16 protein-coding genes are annotated in these 20,404 nt (G+C 40.9%); 4 read left to right on the top strand and 12 right to left on the bottom strand.

What is annotated here, in order from left to right; translation table 11 throughout:
- Positions 1-3: 3 nt before the first annotated feature.
- Entirely contained in the window at positions 4-1,524 is a 1,521-nt protein-coding gene (gene pdxR, locus CLHUN_RS20715; protein WP_080066599.1) for a MocR-like pyridoxine biosynthesis transcription factor PdxR, read from the bottom strand.
- Between the two features lie 285 nt (positions 1,525-1,809).
- Positions 1,810-2,337 (bottom strand): ECF transporter S component, encoded by a 528-nt coding sequence (locus CLHUN_RS20710; protein WP_080066598.1) that lies wholly within the window; start codon positions 2,335-2,337, stop codon positions 1,810-1,812.
- Positions 2,338-2,701: 364 nt separating this feature from the next.
- Here CLHUN_RS20710 and CLHUN_RS20705 point away from each other — a divergent pair, with 364 nt between their 5' ends.
- Together CLHUN_RS20705 and ylbJ are read left to right on the top strand one after the other, a co-directional pair.
- Positions 2,702-3,766 carry a branched-chain amino acid aminotransferase gene (locus tag CLHUN_RS20705; RefSeq protein WP_080066597.1) on the top strand — a complete coding sequence of 355 codons (1,065 nt, stop codon included), beginning with the start codon at positions 2,702-2,704 and terminating at the stop codon, positions 3,764-3,766.
- 246 nt (positions 3,767-4,012) lie between these two features.
- Complete coding sequence (gene ylbJ, locus CLHUN_RS20700) at positions 4,013-5,287, top strand: sporulation integral membrane protein YlbJ (RefSeq protein ID WP_242656583.1); 1,275 nt, start codon at positions 4,013-4,015, stop codon at positions 5,285-5,287.
- On the opposite strand, the gene CLHUN_RS20695 is transcribed toward ylbJ, so the two are convergent.
- From CLHUN_RS20695 to CLHUN_RS20675, 5 genes are all read right to left on the bottom strand, one after another.
- On the bottom strand, positions 5,279-5,716 hold the full coding sequence (locus tag CLHUN_RS20695) for an ATPase (protein WP_080066596.1): 438 nt from the start codon (positions 5,714-5,716) through the stop codon (positions 5,279-5,281). The genes ylbJ and CLHUN_RS20695 overlap by 9 nt on opposite strands.
- Before the next feature lie 62 nt (positions 5,717-5,778).
- Positions 5,779-6,258 carry a pantetheine-phosphate adenylyltransferase gene (coaD, locus tag CLHUN_RS20690; RefSeq protein WP_080066595.1) on the bottom strand — a complete coding sequence of 160 codons (480 nt, stop codon included), beginning with the start codon at positions 6,256-6,258 and terminating at the stop codon, positions 5,779-5,781.
- A gap of 23 nt (positions 6,259-6,281) precedes the next feature.
- Positions 6,282-6,827, bottom strand: a complete 546-nt coding sequence (gene rsmD / locus CLHUN_RS20685; RefSeq protein ID WP_278247569.1) for a 16S rRNA (guanine(966)-N(2))-methyltransferase RsmD — start codon at positions 6,825-6,827, stop codon at positions 6,282-6,284.
- A gap of 66 nt (positions 6,828-6,893) precedes the next feature.
- Positions 6,894-8,966, bottom strand: a complete 2,073-nt coding sequence (gene recG / locus CLHUN_RS20680; RefSeq protein WP_080066593.1) for an ATP-dependent DNA helicase RecG — start codon at positions 8,964-8,966, stop codon at positions 6,894-6,896.
- A gap of 172 nt (positions 8,967-9,138) precedes the next feature.
- Positions 9,139-11,136: a methyl-accepting chemotaxis protein gene (locus tag CLHUN_RS20675; RefSeq protein WP_080066592.1), complete on the bottom strand. Its 1,998-nt coding sequence runs from the start codon at positions 11,134-11,136 to the stop codon at positions 9,139-9,141.
- A gap of 346 nt (positions 11,137-11,482) precedes the next feature.
- Here CLHUN_RS20675 and rpmB point away from each other — a divergent pair, with 346 nt between their 5' ends.
- Both rpmB and CLHUN_RS20665 read left to right on the top strand, forming a co-directional pair.
- Entirely contained in the window at positions 11,483-11,671 is a 189-nt protein-coding gene (gene rpmB / locus CLHUN_RS20670; protein WP_004617754.1) for a 50S ribosomal protein L28, read from the top strand.
- A 384-nt stretch (positions 11,672-12,055) separates the two neighbouring features.
- Positions 12,056-12,736, top strand: a complete 681-nt coding sequence (locus tag CLHUN_RS20665) for a PsbP-related protein (protein WP_080066591.1) — start codon at positions 12,056-12,058, stop codon at positions 12,734-12,736.
- A gap of 13 nt (positions 12,737-12,749) precedes the next feature.
- Here CLHUN_RS20665 and CLHUN_RS20660 read toward each other — a convergent pair whose 3' ends face one another.
- From CLHUN_RS20660 to CLHUN_RS20640, 5 genes are read right to left on the bottom strand one after another with little or no spacing between them, the layout of a single operon-like run.
- A complete protein-coding gene (locus CLHUN_RS20660) occupies positions 12,750-14,444 on the bottom strand; it encodes a sensor domain-containing diguanylate cyclase (RefSeq protein WP_080066590.1) in 1,695 nt (564 codons plus the stop codon).
- Between the two features lie 40 nt (positions 14,445-14,484).
- A complete protein-coding gene (locus CLHUN_RS20655; RefSeq protein ID WP_080066589.1) occupies positions 14,485-16,590 on the bottom strand; it encodes a cell division protein FtsA in 2,106 nt (701 codons plus the stop codon).
- Between the two features lie 32 nt (positions 16,591-16,622).
- Positions 16,623-17,255, bottom strand: coding sequence for an endonuclease III (gene nth / locus CLHUN_RS20650; RefSeq protein WP_080066588.1), 633 nt, complete (start codon positions 17,253-17,255; stop codon positions 16,623-16,625).
- Positions 17,252-18,733 carry a glycogen synthase gene (locus CLHUN_RS20645; protein WP_080066587.1) on the bottom strand — a complete coding sequence of 494 codons (1,482 nt, stop codon included), beginning with the start codon at positions 18,731-18,733 and terminating at the stop codon, positions 17,252-17,254. The genes nth and CLHUN_RS20645 overlap by 4 nt, the downstream gene beginning before the upstream one ends.
- A gap of 21 nt (positions 18,734-18,754) precedes the next feature.
- Positions 18,755-20,227: an HD domain-containing phosphohydrolase gene (locus CLHUN_RS20640; protein WP_080066586.1), complete on the bottom strand. Its 1,473-nt coding sequence runs from the start codon at positions 20,225-20,227 to the stop codon at positions 18,755-18,757.
- Positions 20,228-20,404 lie beyond the last annotated feature (177 nt).

Here is a 20,404-nt window from a genome sequence, read left to right as displayed (position 1 = left end):
TCATTACAAATATGGATTTATAACCGTTTCAACAGGACGCCTGAGTTTTTTTGAATTCTCCGAGCATCTTACAATACATTCAATAAGCTTTTCAACTCCGTTTTTAATGTCCTGTTCCTTTGGATATGAAAAGTTCAGCCTGACATAATTATTTTCCACATTGAATTTTGGAAAAAACACGTCCCCCGGCATTATAACCACTCCCACATCCCCAAGCTGCTTCAGCAGCTCACTCATGACGATGTTCTTCGGAAGCTCCAGCCAGATAAAATAACCTCCCCCCGGTACATATATCTTCATGTCCTCTATTTTGCCCCTCTGTAATTGGGCTGCCATCATATCCCTTTTCATTTTGTTAATCCTTCTTAAATTCTCAAGATGTCCCTTCAAATGTCCCTGTGCTATAAATTCATGAATCAGGTATTGGGAATGGGTATTTGTCTGTATGTCCGTAATCTGCTTAAATCTGGTGAACCTGTTTATGATATTTTCACCTGCAACCACAAACCCCACTCTCAGACTAAAGGATATGGTTTTTGAAAATGAGCTGACATAAATGACATAATCATTTGTGTCAAGGCTCTTTAAGGCAGGCAATTTTTCTCCTTCATAATAAAGTTCCCCATAGGGATTATCCTCCATTACCGGAACATTGTAGTAATAGGCCAGCCTCAGCAGTTCCTTTCTCCTGTTCATACTCATTGTCAGCCCTGTGGGATTGTGAAAGGTAGGCTGGGTATAAAGGAATTTAGGCCTGTATTTCACCAGACAGTTTTCCAGAACATCAAGCCTGATGCCTTCCTCATCCATAGGGATGCTTACAATTCGTGCCTCATAGCTTTCAAAAGCCTGAATAGCACCTATATATGTGGGTTCCTCCACCAGCACCACATCTCCCGGTTCTATCAGCAGCCGCGCAAAAAACTCAATGGACTGCTGTGAGCCCGATGTGACCATGATTTGCCTTACGCCTGCATTTATCCCATTTTGCTGGAGGTAGGACTTTATGGTATGCTTGAGTTCGGTACAGCCCTCAACAGGAGTGGGCATAAAAATTTTTTCCCTGTATTTTTCCAGCAGTTGAGTCTGAATTTTTTTAAAAAGCTCAAGGTCATAGCTGTCCTCTGAAGCCACTCCTGATGCAAAGGATATGACCCTTTCCTTTTCAAATACCGACAGTATGTTGCTTATGGTCTGTTCATTGGATTTTACTGCTCTCCTGCTTTCAAGCTGGTTCCACCGCAGCGGCGGAACATATGTTTTTTCCTGTACGCCATCCCTTGCAGGAGACGGCAGTACAACCGTCCCGCTTCCCACTCTGGCTTCCACCAGCCCCTCCGCCTTAAGCTCCATATATGCTTTTACAACCGTACTTCTGTTGACCTGAAGCTTTTCACTCATGGCTCTTTCAGCAGGCAGTATAAAGTTTGCCGGCAGTTTTCCCGAATTTATCATTGCCTCTATCTGATTTTTTATCTGAAGATACATCGGAGTTTTTGAACTCCTGCTAACGGTAATTTCCATGTATAGCCTCCATTTTCAAATTGGCATCATCCAATTGTATTATAAATCACATTTTTCAAACCACAAACACCCAATTTTTATTATTTACAACCAGCCAATTCACAGGTAAATATGTATGTTATGCTGCCGTCCCTGCCTCACATCTATTGGCGCCGACCTTCAGAGCATGCAAAAACCCCCGTGGTTGCTATGTTGAAAGCATTCCGGGGGTTTCTCGGTTTTCTTTGCCATTGTTCTTTTTCATAGTTTTGCCAACCTTGAAATTGGATGGCTTTTTTATAAAAGCTACTGTCTGTTTACTCTTATGGCCTTACTAACGCCGTAAATGACCGGAATTGCAGCTACTCCTCCGATAAGTGCGGTTACAAGCTGCGGCCAGCTAAACAGTTGAAATAATTTCTCTGTAAACTTAGGAAAATTGAATATCTGAAGAAATATCCTGATTCCCAGAAAAAGTATTCCGAATTTCAAAACCGCCGCTGCTCCCAGTCCAACGTACTTGTTCTTATCATACAAATAATAAAATACCAGTATAAAAACCAGATTGGCTATTGCAATAACAGGAGCAAAGGGAAGCAGGACGGAAGCTATGGGTGCATTATTATTGATAAGCGAGGTAAACGGTGAAAGTATGGCTATTGCAGCACCTCCATAAATACCTGCTGTCATGGCAGCTACAAGCAGACACATATTAACCAGCGGGCCTACTATAAAATTATTATTGGGAAGGCTCCTCCCCGCTATCTGGACCACCACCACCACCGCCAATAATACTGCCGTTCTTGTTATGATTCTTATTCTGTCGCTATTCATTTATTCCTCCAATTCATGCGTCCAATACGCTTAGTTGTTTAGTTGAAAATATATTTACCATAACCAGAATATACCACAGCAGAAGGAATTATAACATACTTTCAACAAATAAAATTCCTGTAAATACGGCATACAAACGGACATAAAAACCGGAAAAGGCTGATTAACCGACATAAAAGGCCAATTTAACAATCTATTATGCTAAATCGGTAATTTTCTATAGACTTTTGAACTGAAAAGTAGCATAATAAATCTAGTAATTTTCTTTTTGATTGCATCATTCTTTGGAGCAATGCTGTTGTTTTGTTCCTAACTACAATCAATTATCTTTTAAATAAACAATTTGAAGGGAGTAATATAAATAATGAATATTTCTATTACAAAAACCACAAATCCAAAACAAAAACCTGATCAAAACGATTTAGGCTTTGGTCAATATTTCACCGACCACATGTTTATTATGGATTATACAGAAGGTAAAGGCTGGCACGATCCCAGAATCGTTCCCTATGCCCCGCTGGAGCTGGACCCGTCCTGTATGGTGTTGCACTATGGCCAGGCTATTTTTGAAGGTTTAAAGGCTTATAAAACCTCCAAGGGAGAAATACTGCTGTTCAGGCCTGAGAAGAACATGGAAAGGGTAAACAGTTCAAATGACCGTCTGGTTATACCAAGAATAGATGTTGATTTTGGCGTAAAAGCTATTAAGGAATTGGTAAAAGTTGATGTGGACTGGATACCTGATGCCCCCGGAACTTCACTGTACATTCGTCCTTTCATAATTGCCACCGACCCGTATCTGGGCGTCAGACCCTCCAACACCTATAAATTCATAATTATACTTTCCCCTGTGGGAGCTTATTATAAAGAAGGCATAAATCCTGTTAAAATCTATGTTGAAAGCAACTATGTACGTGCTGTAAAAGGCGGACTTGGCTATGCCAAAACCGTTGCCAACTATGCTTCCAGCTTGAAGGCACAGGTTGAGGCAAAGCATTCGGGGTACACACAGGTGCTCTGGCTGGATGGTATTGAAAAGAAGTACATTGAAGAAGTAGGTACAATGAATGTTTTCTTTAAAATTGACGGAGAGATTATTACTCCATCTTTGGAAGGCTCAATCCTGCCAGGCATCACAAGAATGTCAACCATAGAACTTCTGAAAAAATCCGGCATTCCGGTAACAGAGCGAAGGATATCCATAGAAGAGCTCTATGCCGCACATGCTGCCGGAAAGCTGGACGAAGCCTTCGGTACGGGTACCGCAGCCGTTATATCTCCTATAGGAGAATTCAACTGGAATGAAAACTCCATCACTGTAAATGAAGGCAAGATTGGACCGGTTGCTTCAAAGGTATATGAAACCATCACCGGAATCCAGAGCGGTGACATGGAAGATGCTTTTGGCTGGACTCAGAAGGTGCTCTAATTAAAATTTGTCTGTTAAAACTACTTTTACTTTTATACCACAATAGACCTGGTGCACCCTGCACCAGGTCTATTTGCAGCTCAAGGCAGACGTCTCAGGGCATTTGGGGTCTGAACCGTAATTTACTTGATATGGCAAGTTAATTTAAAGTTATATTCTGCTCTCCCTCCGTATATATTTTATAAGAATACTCGGATAAAGCCTGCAGGTATTACCGCATATGCCTTGCAGACTGTGGAGGCCTGCTTGAACTTTTTTTGGATTACATCCTTGATATTTTTGCTTTCAACGATTACTCTCAGTTTTAAAAAATCCGTATCAGCCTATATGAAAAAAAGCCTGCTGCCTATAATGGCTGTGCTTTTTATTGCAGCCCTGATAATATATCCAGATACTGCTGTAAGCTCGGCTTCCAAGGGTATCAAGCTCTGGCTGGAGGTTGTTTTTCCCTCCTTATTCCCTTTTTTTGTTGCCTCACAGCTTTTAAACAAATCAGGAATTGTAAGCTTGTTCGGAATAATACTGGAACCTGTCATGAGACCGGTTTTCAATGTACCGGGCTGTGGTTCCTTTGCCCTTGCCATGGGTATTGTCAGCGGCTATCCGGTAGGTGCTTCCATAACCTCAGATTTGAGAAAGCAGGATATGATTACCCGGATAGAAGCCGAAAGGCTGCTTACGTTTACAAACAACTCCGGGCCGTTGTTTATCATGGGCGCCGTTGCAGTTGGAATGTTCAACCAGCCCTCTCTGGGCTACCTGCTCTACATATGCCATATAGCAGCCTGTCTGTCTGTTGGCTTAATTTTCAGATTCTACAAGAAAAACAATAGTATAAAGCATAAAGCAAAATCACAAATGGCAAACAAGATAAAGATAGAATTGAAAAAAATGAGAAATGCAGATATGAATCCCTGGACTCTTTTTGGAGATTGTATAAAAAATTCGGTAATGCTGATTCTGACAATCGGCGGATTTATAATATTCTTTTCAGTTCTCATAAATATAATGATTAAATGCGGACTTACAGGCACAGTAAGCAGAATGGTTCCTGATTTTATTGGTGCCGGAGTTCCGGGGCCCAAAGTTGTGGAAGGAGTACTGTGCGGAATATTCGAAATAACCACCGGAGCAAATCTTTTAAGCAGCTCATCCTCCGGGCTTATTTTAAAGCTTTGCTGTGCAAGCCTGATAATTGGCTGGGCAGGCTTTTCGGTCCATACTCAGGTCATAAGCATCGTAAGCAGCACCGATATAAGCATTAAACCCTATCTTGCCGGGAAAGCTCTTCAAGGCATCATTTCCTGCCTTTATACCTGCATAGGCTACTTTCTTTTCAGCAGCCGGTTTCCAAAGGAATCCCCCGTATTCTCAAACAGCAACGGCAGCCTTCAGTATAGTTGGGGTAATATATTCGGTAACTCCATGCAGTTTATCTTATATGCCGCCTTAATCATGACAGCCATTTCAGTTGTGTATATATGTATTACCGGCCTGGTTTCCAAAAAAAGTTTATTTTAATTCTGCCCTGTTTGTTCTTATAACATCGGTTGCATCGGTGAGTATCTCTTCCACTTTGTTCAGAACACTGTCGGCATATTCCCTTGCGCCCAGTCTGATTTCTCTGGCATTTTTCTGGGCACCCGCAATTATTTCATTTGCCTGTTCATATGCCTTCTTGGTTATTTCATGCTCATCAACCAGAGATGCTATTTTGTTCTCTGCATCCTTCAATATACCGTTAGCTTCTTTCTGAGCCTCAAGCAGTATTCTCTGCCTTTCTTCCTTGACCCATTTGGCCTGTTTTATATCATCAGGCAGCTTTATCCTCATCTCTTTTATTATTTCAAAAACCTCTTCCCTGTCTATCAGGCACTTCCCGGAAAAAGGCACACTGGCACTTCTTTCAACCAGTTCCTCCAGGGTTTCCAGTATAGTAAGTATCTCCATATTGACCTCCATGTCCCCGTGGCAGCAACACCACATATTGCAAAGGGGTTATTTTAAAATTTCTACTTTTTAAACTTATTTATAACGTCTTCTTCTATACACTCAGGAATAAGTCCCTTGATATTTCCTCCGTACCTGGCCAGTTCCTTAACCATGCTGGAACTCAAAAATGAATAATTTATATTTGACATCATAAAAAGAGTTTCTATGTCAGGTGCCATTTTCTGATTTAACAAAGCCATTTGAAGTTCATATTCAAAATCGGATACGGCCCTGAGTCCTTTGATAATCACACTGGCCTCTTTTTCGGCTACATAATCCACCAGTAATCCGGAAAAACAATCTATCTCAACATTTTTACAATGTCCTACTGCTCTTTTCAGCAAATCCACACGCTCATCCATAGTAAACAGGGGCTGCTTGTTATGGCTGATAAGTACTGCTACAATTAACTTGTCACATATTTTTGACGCCCGCTCAATGATGTCCATATGACCATTTGTTACAGGATCAAAGCTTCCAGGGTATATAAATGTATTCAAAATATCTCATCCTTTATATATATCTATATGTTTCTCTTATAAAAAGTAAGCTTGCTCTTGCCGTATATCTGTACCTTTGATACAACCATACCGCCGGTACTCTCAGGAAGTTCATCATCTATGTCTGACTCGGCTGAAATTATAAATCTGTCCTCCAAAACATCATTTTCTTCCAGAAATTGCAGGATAGGAGGTATAATGCCTTTTCTATATGGAGGGTCTAGGAAAATTATATCAAACTTTTCACCATGTTGGGAGAGTTTTTTTAATATTAGTTGTGCTTCACCCAAAAAGACCTGTCCTTTTTCAAATAATTTGACATGCTGAAGGTTTCTCTTGATGATATCAATACATTTCTCATTGCTGTCGGAGAATACAGCGCTTTGAGCTCCACGGCTCAGCGCCTCTATTCCCAGGCTCCCTGATCCTGCAAAAAGATCCAGGACCTTTGAGTTTTCAATATAAGGTGCAAGAATATTAAACAGGTTTTCCCTGACTCTGTCTGTTGTAGGCCTTGTACCCATACCTTCAAGGGTATGAAGCTTCAAACCCTTCGCACTTCCTGTTATTACCCGTAATATGTCAATCCCTCCCGTGTAAAGTTATAGTCCTATTTTATATTATCCATTTGCCGGCTAGGATAATGTTACCTTCTCTCCAAAATATCCGGAAAGATACTGCTTAAGCCTTAAATTGCCCCGCAGGCCGGGATCGGTCTCCAATAGCTCCCTTGCACTGTTCTGCGCCAGCTTCAGCACTTCAATATCTCTATACAGGTTTGCAATTTTCAGTTCAGGCAGTCCGTGCTGCTTGGTGCCGAAAAAATCTCCGGGGCCTCTGATTTCCAAATCCTTCTCGGATATAACGAAACCGTCATTTGATTGTGACATTATCTTCATTCTCTCCCGCGAAACCTGGGATTTTGACTGGTTAAAAAGGACACAGTAGGATTGCTCGCCGCCTCTGCCCACTCTTCCACGCAGTTGGTGAAGCTGTGCAAGTCCAAACCTTTCAGCGTTTTCCACAACCATAAGTGTGGCATTGGGAACATTCACTCCCACCTCGATTATAGTGGTTGATACCAGAATGCTGATTTCACCTGCTGCAAAGCTTTTCATAACAGCATCTTTTTCCGCCGACTTCATTTTGCCGTGAATAATGCCTACCTTCAAATCCCGGAAAACATTATTGCTTATGTCCTCAGCCGTAACTACCGCTGATTTGGCTTCTATTTCTTCGGACTCCTCAACAAGCGGGCAGACAATGTATACCTGTCTGCCTTCCATAACCTTTTCCCTTATGAAATTATTTATTCTCTCCCTCATCGCCTCATTTACAGAATAGGTCTTTATGGGCTTTCTCCCGGGAGGCAACTGGTCAATCACAGATATATCCAGGTCTCCGTAAAGTATCAGTGCCAGTGTTCTTGGTATGGGAGTAGCGGTCATAACAAGCACATCCGGGTTCTGCCCCTTTTCTGCAAGTATGGTCCTTTGCCGGACACCAAACCGGTGCTGTTCGTCTGTAACCACCAGTCCCAGTTTTTGAAACTCCACGGTGTTTTCCAGAAGAGCATGTGTTCCAACCACAACCTTTATACGGCCCTCCCTCAGACCGTCAAAAATCCCCTGCTTCTGCTTTTTTGGAAGGCTGCTGGACAGCAGTTCCAAGGCTATGCCATACTCTTGAAACAGCGGCTTTATGGACTTGAAATGCTGCTCGGCCAGTATCTCCGTGGGAACCATCAAAGCCCCCTGGTAGCCGCACTTGACAGCCTTGAACAATGCAATTACGGCTATAATGGTTTTTCCTGAACCCACATCTCCCTGCACAAGCCGGTTCATAACATTTTCACTTTCCATATCCTGTTCCACTTCTTCCAAAACCCTCTGCTGTGCAGTTGTGAGCTTAAAAGGCAGAAAGGTTATAAAAGCTTCCATTTCCCGGGGCTTTCCGAATTGAATCCCCCTGCCCTTGTGTACAGCCAGACTTTTATAATTCAACAGGCCCAGTTGCAGCATGAAAAGCTCTTCAAACACAAGTCTGTACCTGGCCTCCTGCATTTTCTCAGCCGACCCGGGGAAGTGAATCTGTCTTATGCTTTCCTTAAGGCCTGCAAGTTTGTGCCTGCTCCTGATATCCTCCGGCAGCATATCTTCAAGCTGAACATTGTCCAGAGTCCTTACCGCCTCCTGCATTATTGTTCTGATGACATTCTGCCCCAGATTTCTGGTGGCAGAATATACAGGTAATATTTTTAGGCTTTTTTTCATAACCTCGCTGCTGCCGGCTTCAAAAACAGGATTAACTATTTGAAGCTTGTTCAGCTTACGTTCTATCCTGCCGAAAAAAATATAATTTTCTCCCAGCAGCAAGGCCTTCCTGACATATTGCTGATTGAACCACAGGGCGGTAATTCTGCCGGTGCTGTCCTGCACCGTTACCCGTGATATGACCATACCTCTTCTGGGCCTTGCTTCATTCACATTTGAGACTATGGTTCCTTCAAAAGAACAGTTTTCTCCATTCTCCAAATCAGCAATGTTTTTTATTTTACTCCTATCCTCATATTCTCTGGGATAATAGGTCAGCAAATCAAATACAGAATTAATGTCAAGCTTTTCAAAAAGTGACCTTCTGGATTCTCCAACACCCTTTATAAATTTTATGGATTTATTTTTAAGTTCGTCAAAAGCTATAGGTTTCAAGCCAAACCTCCAAAGTAACAGCCATCGGTATTCAACTATCATCTAATTCTATCATAAAAGCTTGCGGTTACAAAATCCATAGTTAAAATAAAACCGGTAAAAAAACAGGAATCCGGTAAGTCATATTCGGAATTCCTGTTTTAAATACTTAAAAAGCCCGTGGAGTTACACGTCAGTTAAATTTAAACCTGTTTATGTTTTCTTTGATTTCTCTTGCAAGCTCAGCCAGTTCACTGCTTATATCGGCAATTCTTGAAATGCTGGAGGTCTGAGATTCCACAGTAGCCAGTGTCTCCTGGGTAGCTGCCGCATTCTCCTGGGATATTGCGGAGAGGTTGCCTAAAATCTGTACCATTTCATCCTTTTTGCTCTCCATTTCATTTCCCGATGCGCTCAAGTCATCTATAACAGATCTCATTTTGCTAATGGCTTCTGCTATTCCATCAAATTTTTCCTTGGTCTCACCCACCATTTCTGTTTGGGCCATAATGGTTCTATCCACTTCTGAAATGGTTCTTACGGTAAACTCTATCTTCTGGGTAAGCTCCTTTATGACATTATTGATTTGCTGTGTGAAGCTGGTGGACTGCTCGGCAAGCTTTCCTATCTCTTCTGCCACAACAGCAAAGCCCCTTCCGGCCTCTCCGGCTCTGGCGGCCTCAATGGATGCGTTCAGAGCCAGAAGATTTGTCTGCTGTGTGATTTTTTCAATCATCTGGCTTGCTATCTGGATCTTTTGAGAACTCTCCTGGGTTTCAGCAATAACCTTCTGTATTTCATTGGTGGCGGTATTTGTAATTTTGGTTTTTTCCATAAGCAAATTGACCGTACTCAAGCCCTCTTCCTTCAGCTTATCTGCATTTACAGCCGTCTCGCTTAAAAGCTCTCTGTTTTTATTGTCATTTATTATGAACTCACTGAGATTGTGCATATTGCTGGAGCCCTGCTCGGTATCCTTTGCCTGTTCATAAGCACCCCTGGCTATTTCATTTATGCTTACCGAGGCCTGCTCCGACACTTGAACAATGGACCGGGTGGCCTGATTTACCTCTCCCGAGGAATCTGCAACACGGTTTGAAATATCCGATATCCTTCTTATGAGGCTCAGCAAGTTATCCTCCATAGTCAGAAGGCTTTTGTTAATCTGTCCTATTTCATCCTTCCTTCCGGAATACTTCACTAAAACCTCATCTTTTCCTTCAAAATCATAATTTGCCAAATCATTAAGCTTCTTTGAAACCGTAACCACCGGCCTGCTGATGGAAACGCTCAACAGAGTGGAGGAGACTATTCCGATAATCACAAATATCAAGCTGGCAACAATTATGGCAATCACAAGGTTGTTTACAGAATCGGTTACCTCCTGTCTTTCCACAGCAGTACACAGTATCCAGCCGGTTGATTTTATAGGCGTCAATTCAGCTATATATTTTGTTCCCTTAAAGGAATATTCTATGGCTGCTTGCTTCTCCAGGCCCACCTTCTTCAATTGGCCGGCCAGATTTGAAAAGGAACTGTCCGACTCCGCCGCTTTAAATATATTGACCTGCTTCAATACAAAATCCTTTTCCGGGTAAGAATAAAAAGTTGAATCTTTTCCCAGGATAAAGGCCATATCATGCTTACCATATTTAATTTCATCTGTAAATGTGTTAAGAGAATTGCCGTCGGTTCGTCCTACAAGAGCACCCACCACCTTGCTGCCGTTATAAATCGGAACTGCATACATAAGTACCGCTTCTCCGGTCACCTTGCTTATGAGGACATTGGATACACAGCCCTCACCGCTTAATGCTTTCTTTACATAATCCCTGTCTCCAAGATTCGATTTGTCTCCGCTTACTATATAGCTGGCATCCCCCGACGGCAAAACCACAGCCAAATCCAGATAACCGAGCCTTTCCACAGTATCCTTGAGAGCATTTTTCTGTTTATCCCATTCCATGCCGGTCACCTCGCTTTGATTGGCAACCTCCTGGAGTATTTGAATTTTGGAAACAATTTTGAAATCAATGTATTTCGATTCTTCATTTCCCAACTGCACCAAATTTGATTCAACCTTGTTGTAAAGGGCTTCACTGCTAAAAAACGAGGTCAAAATTCCCAAACCTAAAGCTATCACTACAATCAGAGTCCCCACATAAATTGCTATTTTAACTGATAGTTTCATAGATTCACTCCCTTTTCTTTAGTATCATAGAAATATATCGGTAAGTTTTATGGATAGAAATAGCAATTTTCAATACTTTTTAGATTTTTCGATATTTTTCACATTTTTTTTAGGAATTTATAGATTTTTATTGACATTTGAGAGATATGTGCTTTTACCGGTCTGCACTTTGATTAATTGCTTTAAAATAATTGACAGCTTTAAAGCATGGAATTTATTTAATAAATTTATGAGTTTTTACATGAAAAAGCTTGTTTCTTGGGTATTGTTGTGTTAAAATAATTATTGCTTTGATGCCGATTTATGAGAAAGAAAAATTCTCCAATAATTAAAGGAGGTGTTATATATGGCAAAGTGTGAAGTATGCAGTAAAGCAACTACTTTTGGAAACAATAGGAGCCATGCGTTAAATGCTACTAGCCGTACATGGAAACCTAATGTAAGAAAAATAAAGATAATTGATAATGGCACACCAAAATCAATTAACATATGCACAAGGTGTCTTCGTTCAAACAAAGTTACCAGAGCTATCTAATTTGATTACGTTAATCATTTAAAATAAAAAAGCGTTTATACGCTTTTTTATTTTTTTATCTTTACTTCCTGAAGGCTTTGTTCGTAATTGTTGCTTAATATTTCTCGTCCAATAGCTGGAATTGTCTATTTACAACCCATCGTAACCCTAACCTATTTTAAAAACCCTTTTTAATATGTTCCCCAAAAATTTTGGCATCTTAACAACTACTATTTTCATTAACCTTACACTCCCCCCAAAATGGCTCCTCACTAAATATCATATTCTTCAAATTTTGTTTTCGTGATAATTATTAAAAAATTCTTTGCTTTAACTGTCTATTTTTCATACACGCTGAATAAATATATAGTACAAGTATTATCAATGACAGCGGGAGAATTGTCCATGAATGTAATTATTGTTACCAACTACAGGCGGAAATTGCTGGTAATCACAGCAATTATTCTTTTATGGGTCTTATTTCTTATAGGGGCGAGTTCTATTTATGACAGCAGTGTAAAATATACACTATGTGTCAACAGCAATATATCCCTGTCATATCCTGCCAACATGAGAATCAGGAATCTTTATTCCAAATACGGGGATTCCTCTCCTTACATACAGGCAAGCAACAGCAGCTATAAGAATTTTGTGGATTTCAAATCGCAGGAAGAAGGCTTTCAGTTCAGCTATCCGTCACTGTTCAAGCTGGATCAGCAGGTCTTTCAGGGCAGTGAGATACTTTATCATATAGATTTTCAGAATAAAGAGGATAAGAAGTTTTACGGCTTTGTGCAGGTATGGAGCATGCCCTATTCTCTGGAAAAATTCCTTGAAGCCTCCCAGGAGGCGGCAATGAATGAATTTATTAATTTCACCTCCAGGAAAATCACTATAAACGATCTGGACGGCTACTTTTGGGAGTACACCATGGAAAGTGCCAATGAAAAATACAAAAACCTTGAGGTCTTTCTCACAAAAGGCTCAAAGTTTTACAGAATCAGTTTCTATATTCCTGAAAAGAACTATGGTCAAAATGATTATGACATGTTCTGGAAAATGGTTGAATCCTTCAGGGTAAGCTGATTAAGTAAGCTGATTAAAGCCTTGACTTATCGGAAGCTTCAGCCAGTTTAACGCAATTTCTTCCGTTTTCCTTGGCATTGTACAGTGCATTGTCCGCATCCCTTATAAGTTCCATCTGATTGGCTGAGATATCAGGGAAGCTTGATATTCCGAAGCTTGCAGTAACAGAAGCCAGAATCACATTGTCTTTTATAATGTTATTTGCTATTTTAATCCTTAGCTCCTCCACTTTCTCATAGGCATCCCTGGCAGACATGCGAGGGAGTATTATAACAAATTCTTCACCTCCAAACCTGGCAATTGTGTCGGTGGACTTGATGTTGTTCTTCACTGTCTGTGCAACACTTTTAAGCACTACATCCCCAAACAGGTGTCCGTATGTATCGTTGAACTTCTTAAACTTGTCAATATCCAGTATGACAAGAGCCAGATCGTAACCAAGTGTCCTGGCAGCATTGAACTCTTCCTCGAACTTTTTATGGAAATAGACCCTGTTGTAAACTCCCGTAAGCCCGTCAATGGTTGCCAGTTCCTGGAGATTTGCATATAATTCTGCATTTTCTATAGCCATACTGACCTGCTTTCCAATGGTAGTTAAAAGGCGCAGGTTGTCCTCATCAAAGGTATTGCTGTTCTTGTGCTCTATGAGTGTAAGTCCGAATTTTCTGGACTTTGAGCTCAGGGGCAGGCAAATAAATGACCCAACCTCCCTGGATCTGATAAAATCAAATTTTTCAGGTATTACGGCATTCTCCATTATAGGCTTTTCATTTTCCAGCATATCAAGGAGCAGCTTGCAATTTATGTTATCATTCAGAATTGCCAGATCCTTTTTATTCTGAATATTTGTGAAGTGCACCTTCAGCCTGCCCTCCCTGTGATCCAGCAAAACTATGGTTGAATAATTTACTCCCATTACGCCTATGATTACATCATTTACAAAGTTCAAAAGGTCGTTTATATCAAGTATGGACCCAATGGCCTCACTAATTTGCTGAAGGGTATAAAACTCAGCAATGCTGGATGTAAGGCGCCGATTGGTATCCTGAAGCTTACGGTTTGTTTCCATGAGCCTGTCATATTGATTTTTGATCTCCTCCTGTGCCACTTCAAGCTGTTCATACTTTTCACCCAGTTCGATAACAAGCCTTGCATTCTCAACTTCATTTTTTATACTGCTGTTATATACGGCCAGGCTGATTTTAATAATAGCAACAAGCACAAAATACATGCAAATTATCTTGAACAGATTGTAGGACATAAGTCCAATGGTCAGCCCTGAGTGCTTGAACCAGAAGAAATCACATAAAAGATAGCCTGTTTTAAACAAGGCACTATAGGCTGAAAGCAGTAACCCGGCCTTAAAGCCTTTGTGCAGTGTCAAAAAGACAAGCGGAATCAGTATAACCGCAGACTCTATCCCAATGTAAATGTTCATTGTGAATAGGGATAAAACGCCTACTTCTATATATCTGAATATGACAAAAACCTTTTCAGAGTATAGGGCCGTATTGTTGACAAAGGTTGTTTTAATAACATTGAACAAAAATAGCACCAGTATGGCAATGTTCAAGGTTAAGCCCTGCTTTATCAAAAGAATGGACTCAATATTAAAAATATCCCTGATAACATAGCCGGTTATCAATAATACAATAACTACCCAACAAAGGTCAACCAAAACCTTTTCAAATCTTTGAAGCTTATTCATAGTTCCTCCACGTTCAGCCGGAAGTAAAACATTCACAACACTAAATTTTAAATTTCTCCCAGTATATATCTATTATATCTCCCGGCATTACGCTGTCGGTAAAATTTGCAACTCTTCCGTTCAACTTAAGTACAATATTCCCCTTTGGTGCCGTCAAATCAAAATTTATATAGCTGAAAACATCAACAAAAATATATTGTTTTCCGTCTTCCAGTCTCACCTTTTCACCATTTACAGTTATTGCAAACCCGGCTTCCTCTACCGGCACAGCGCTAATATCCGAGAAACCGGGACTGCTGTCACTGGAACCGGGACTGCTGTCACTGGCATCAGGCAAGGCCTGGGACGGGGTCTCCTCCTTTATAAGCCATATGCGATCATTTTGTTCAAGGCTGTATTCCAAATCCAACTGCCGGCCATTAACCTCAAGTCTGCCCCCGTCTATATCCAGGTTAAATTCCGTAAGCAGTTGACCAAGCTTGTAAATTTCCCGGATTATTATATTGTCACCGTCACTTATCCGGCAGTGGGTGCTTTTCTGTTCCCCGTTTACCGTAATCTGAGGCACAAGCTTCAGATTATCATCATTTAAAAATATAACCAGTCCATCCGGATTTACTGTGTAATCACTTGTATTCTTTTCAGCATTCCGCCCGTTAACTGCCGGATTTACAGTAATACTGTCCCCCACACCTATACTTGTTTCAAGACTGGCAGGAGAGTTGTTTACAAGTATCTCCGCAGCCATACCATGCTCCCCCTTTATGAATAAAGGGTTTCCATTTAACGTGAACTTTAACGATTTTCCAGACCTTCCTATCAGTTTGTCCGCATCATAACCAACCAATATAAGTGCATCGGCAACCGTTAATTTTTTTGAGTTCAGCAGTTGTATTTTTTCTCCGTTTACCGTTACCGACAAAAAATCCTGCCCTTTAGTAGAATAGGCCATCATTGCGATTCCAAAAGGTGTTATTGACTCTGGGCCGGACAATTTCTTGATTTTTGTTTTTATGTTTTGTATCACATCTCTGCCACGTACAGCAACTCTTTCAGGATTCATACCCAATCTTTCGGCAATCTTTCCCGTAAGCCCTGGCACCTGGCTGCCTCCTCCGATGAGAAACACAGCATTGGGCGCCTTCTGATTGAATTCCATAATTTTGTCACCAATGCTGAAGGCAAGCAGATCAATAGAAGGCTGAAGTACTTCCAGAGCTTGCTTGCTGCTTATTTCCCTCTTCTTTCCTAAAATATCGGTATATTTTATGGAACCATTGCCAGCAGTTATTGCCAGCTTTATTTTTTCTGCAGTGTTAAAGTCTACGAGATATTCCTGGGCTATTTTTTCAGTTATTTCATCACCTGCAATGGGAACCATTCCGTATGCAACAACCGATCCATCCTTGGTGATTGCTATATCGGACGTGCCTGCACCAATATCGACCAATACCAGATTGAGCAGTCTTAAATCTTTGGGTATGGTAACACTTATGGCTGCAATAGGCTCCAGTGTGAGACCGGCTACTTTAAGGCCCACCTTCTCCATAACAGTATACAGGCTGTCCACTACCACATGGGGCAAAAAGGTAGCCAAAACCTCAACACCTATTTTTTTGCCCTTATGCCCGATAAGTGATGAAATCACATATCCGTTCAGGTAATAGTTGATTACACTGTAGCCTACACAATAAAAGGGCACTTTTTCTTCACCGGATAATTGGCTGTCAAGCTGAACCTGTGCATTCTGAATTGCATCAACCTCCATGCTGCCCACAATATCCGCAGTTATTTCTCTTCCCTGCTCAATTTCATATTCCAGCCTGGCCTGGCTGGTTTTTAAAACTCTTCCCGCAGCAGCAATAGCAACTTTTGTCAGCTTCAGCTCCAAGGCGGCCTCAAGCCGGGCCTTGACTTCGCCTACAACCTCCGCCACCTTGCCTACGTCATGAATCTGGCCGTCCAGCATGGCACGGCTTTTGTGCTCGTATACCTCTGCCGCTACCACCTTGAAATATTCATTTTCGTAGAATCCGACTATACCGACAACAGACCTGGTGCCTATATCTAAAGCAAATATGAGTTCATCGGGATTATAGCTCTCTTTTGTAGCTACCTTTTTCACTTGTTTAGGTTTATTTGGCATTCCCATCCCCACTTTAATAGTAGTTTTTAACCTTATTTCTTATTATAGTAATCACAAAAGCTGCTTATCTTACAATTTTCACAATCAGGCTTTCTGGCGTTGCAAACTGCTCTTCCGTGAAATACAAGCTTATGGCAAAAATCAGCCCATCTATCCTTTGGCACGATTTTTTGCAAATCATATTCTATCTTTTCAGGGTCCTGATTTTTAGTGAGCCCAATATGGTTTGTCAATCTTTTGGCATGTGTATCCACTACGACACCCTGGATGCCGTAAATCTCAAACAGCACAAGATTTGCAGTCTTTCTCCCAACACCCGGCAGCTTAAGAAGGTCTTCCATATTGTCGGGAATTTTGCCATTGTGCTTCTCAAGCAACTGTCTGCAGCAGGCAATAATATTCTTTGCCTTATTTCTATAAAAGCCCGTAGGCTTTATGTCCTGTTCCAGCTCTGCCAGATCTGCATTTGCAAAATCCTCCACCCCCCTGTATTTTTTATACAGCTCCTGTGAAACAATGTTAACCCTTGCATCCGTGCACTGAGCGGCCAACTGGGTAGATATGAGCAATTGCAAAGGAGTCCAGTATTCCAGGGAACACTCGGCTTCGGGGTAAAGCTGGTCAAATATTTCAAGTATCTTTATAACTTTGTCCTTTTTATTCATTCTATGCAACCTTTTTCTCCCTTTCTGCCAACAGCAAGATAATACAATTCCAAATAAGCTTTGCAAGGTTGCTTCCAGGAAAATTCAGAGTCAAGGGCCCTCTCTATCAAACGCTTCCAGGTCTCAGGCTCATTGCGGAAAACCTCCAACGCCCGTTCCAATGTTTTTTTGAATTCTCTGACAGAATACTCTTCAAAAGAAAAACCGTTGCCCTGCCTGTTATCCATATCATAGTCGATTATGGTTTCTGCCAGCCCTCCTGTGGCTCTGACCACTGGAATTGTGCCGTACCTGAGGCTTATTATCTGTCCAAGGCCGCAGGGTTCAAACCTGGACGGCATCAAAAACATGTCGCAGCCGGAATATATCCTTTTTGCAAGCTCTGTATCAAACTCATATACTGCTGCAACATTTTTGGGGTATTTCACCTTCAGCCGGGAAAAATTTTCATAGTAATATTCATCACCCAGTCCCAAAACAGCCAACTGTACATTTTCCTTTTCTATAAGCTCTTCAATGCAGCCAAGGAGAAGCTCAAGACCTTTTTGTCCCGTCAGTCTGGTGACCACACCAAGCAATGGAGCTGTACCCGCTTCAAGACCCAGTTCCTTTTGCAAAGCTGCCTTATTTTCAGTTTTTAACCGGAAGTTTGATTTACCATAGTTGACATGAAGACATTTGTCTTTTCCGGGATCAAACTCCTCATATGAAATACCGTTAACTATCCCAAACAAGTCGCTTTTCCTGCGGGCAAGCACGCCTTCCATCCTTTCACCGTAAGAAGAGGTCAGTATCTCCCTTGCATATTGCTTGCTGACCGTGTTGATAATATCCGAAAATACCAGTCCGCACTTCATAAAACTGAACATTCCGTAGAATTCCGCCTTATCAGGAGTGAAATAACCCTCCTCAAGGTTTAAGTATTCCGTCACCTCCGGTCCGAAGTTTCCCTGATATTCCAGGTTGTGAATGGTATAGACCGTTGCTATATGGCTATATTCTTCCATTTTACAGTATTTTTCCTTGAGCAGCAGACATATAGGCCCTGTGTGCCAGTCATTGCAATGAATAATATCAGGCTTGAAATCAATATATTGAACCATCTCCAGTGCTGCTTTGCACATCAGGATAAATCTCTGGGCATCATCCTGATAGCAATAGATGCCCTCTCTGTTAAAATAGTGATGATTCTCAATAAAATATACAGGTATATGCCTTTCTTCACTGTCTGAAATGCTGCCTTGCTTTATTACGCAGGTTTCCCTCCTGCTGCCCAGCTCCACAGGAAAATCACAGACATACTTCATTTCCTGGTTTATAAAGCCATATCGTGGCATTACAACTCTGACATCGTGTCCAAGCAGGGACAATTCCTTTGGCAAGGAACCTGCTACATCCGCTAATCCGCCGGTTTTTGCAAATGGGTCCACTTCCGCTGAAACAAATAGGATATTGAGCTTTGTATGATCAGATTTCACTTATTACCTCCAAATATTTACCTAGACTAATTCTCTTATCATTTTTATGAATACATCCGAAATTTCCGGATCAAACTGAATTCCTTTGCAGCGTTCTATTTCATTTATGGCAAGTTCCATGGTCATTCCCTTACGGTATGTTCTGTCACTGGTCATAGCATCAAAAGCATCGGCTATACATAGTATTCTGCCCAATAAGCTGATTTCTTCACCCTTCAGGTTGTTTGGATATCCGCTGCCGTTGTATTTTTCATGGTGCTCCAGTATGGCATCCAGGCCCCTGCCTAAAAACTCGACATTCTTCAGAATATTGTAGGAAATCTGCGGATGCTTCTTGATTTCCTCATATTCCTGGTCGGTAAGCTTGTCAGTTTTATTTAAGATAGCCGCAGATATGCCTATTTTCCCAATATCATGCAAAATGGCAGCGTACCTTAAATCCTGGATGACATCCTCATCAAGATTCAGGTTTGCGGCTATTTCACAGGAGATTTCCATTACTCTCTGGCAATGCCCGCTTGTATACGAGTCCTTAGCCTCAATTGCATTTACCAGGGACATCACTGTCTGAATATATCCTGTATTCAAGCTGTCCGAGTACCTCAACAGTTCCTCGTTTTTCAATCTCAGCTCTTCCTTGGCATAATTCAAATTATTTATATTGTCGTTCAAATTGTCGTTTACTGCGGCTGTTTCCTCATAAAGGGCTTCGATTTCCTGCTTCTGATTATATACGTCGTTAAAAAGCTGTGACTTGTTCATAGCAACAGCAGCATAATTTGCGATACTCTTCAAAAATGATAAATTGACTTTTTTAAAAGAATTTTTAACCGGTGTTTCTATAAAAATCACACCTAACTGTTCATCGGATATGCTCAGGGGAATTGCAAGCTTATCTCCGTATATTCCCCTTCTTCTTATAAATATATTGGTATTGACTACAATGGAATTTGATGTGAAGCATTTTGTAACTACAGAATCAGTGTCAAACAGTTTTCCAACTTCATTGAAAGAATTCCCCAGCTCAAATTTGCAATATATTTCCGGAGAATTTATATCTTTAAAACAGATCAGACATCTGTCACAACCGGTAAATTTCGTGAAAACGTCAAAAACATACTCAACTATATGTCCCATATCTATTGTCGAATTAAATTTTTCAGAAGTAACTCTCAAAACCTCAAGTTCATTTTGCTTTTCCACCAGCAGCTTAAAAGTTTTTAAAGCATTTCTTTCGCTTCCGGGGTATGAAAGTTGTCTATGTATATTGTAAAGTCCAGTATATTTACTTATAACCTTCTTGGCTTTTGCATTCCTTCTCAGTATAAAAATACCAAAATCCACTAAATCCAGCAGTAAAATAACAACTCCCATAATAAAGCTTAAATACAAAAAGCTGGCAGCTTCTTTATATATACCATAGAGAAACAGGGGTATCGCTATTATTCCAACCACTAATTTGGTAATATGGGAATAATACTTAAAAAAGTTCATGTATCCCTCCATTAAGTCAGCAAAAGTATAGTATATATTACCACATATTAAGATAAGGTACAATAAATTGCGCAAATTGAATAAGGGGTAAAAAATAGACATGCCCAAAGCCGTTTGGTAAAATTAATTCACCACAAACCAATTACCAAAGGAGGCTTAGGAACATGTCTGAAAAGA

The sequence above is a fragment of the Ruminiclostridium hungatei genome (assembly GCF_002051585.1).
GTDB lineage: Bacteria > Bacillota > Clostridia > Acetivibrionales > DSM-1351 > Ruminiclostridium > Ruminiclostridium hungatei.
Note: the sequence above shows the minus strand (reverse complement) of the source record. Positions and strands in the feature narration are given on the sequence as shown.

Excerpts from the sequence above, each read along its gene's own strand:
- pdxR (WP_080066599.1), bottom strand. The coding sequence starts at position 1,524 with ATGGAAATTACCGTTAGCAGGAGTTCAAAAACTCCGATGTATCTTCAG.
- CLHUN_RS20660 (WP_080066590.1), bottom strand. The coding sequence starts at position 14,444 with ATGAATAAGCTTCAAAGATTTGAAAAGGTTTTGGTTGACCTTTGTTGG.
- nth (WP_080066588.1), bottom strand. The coding sequence starts at position 17,255 with ATGAATAAAAAGGACAAAGTTATAAAGATACTTGAAATATTTGACCAG.
- CLHUN_RS20710 (WP_080066598.1), bottom strand. The coding sequence starts at position 2,337 with ATGAATAGCGACAGAATAAGAATCATAACAAGAACGGCAGTATTATTG.
- CLHUN_RS20665 (WP_080066591.1), top strand. The coding sequence starts at position 12,056 with ATGAATGTAATTATTGTTACCAACTACAGGCGGAAATTGCTGGTAATC.
- rpmB (WP_004617754.1), top strand. The coding sequence starts at position 11,483 with ATGGCAAAGTGTGAAGTATGCAGTAAAGCAACTACTTTTGGAAACAAT.
- CLHUN_RS20655 (WP_080066589.1), bottom strand. The coding sequence starts at position 16,590 with ATGCCAAATAAACCTAAACAAGTGAAAAAGGTAGCTACAAAAGAGAGC.
- CLHUN_RS20640 (WP_080066586.1), bottom strand. The coding sequence starts at position 20,227 with ATGAACTTTTTTAAGTATTATTCCCATATTACCAAATTAGTGGTTGGA.
- CLHUN_RS20695 (WP_080066596.1), bottom strand. The coding sequence starts at position 5,716 with ATGGAGATACTTACTATACTGGAAACCCTGGAGGAACTGGTTGAAAGA.
- CLHUN_RS20705 (WP_080066597.1), top strand. The coding sequence starts at position 2,702 with ATGAATATTTCTATTACAAAAACCACAAATCCAAAACAAAAACCTGAT.
- CLHUN_RS20675 (WP_080066592.1), bottom strand. The coding sequence starts at position 11,136 with ATGAAACTATCAGTTAAAATAGCAATTTATGTGGGGACTCTGATTGTA.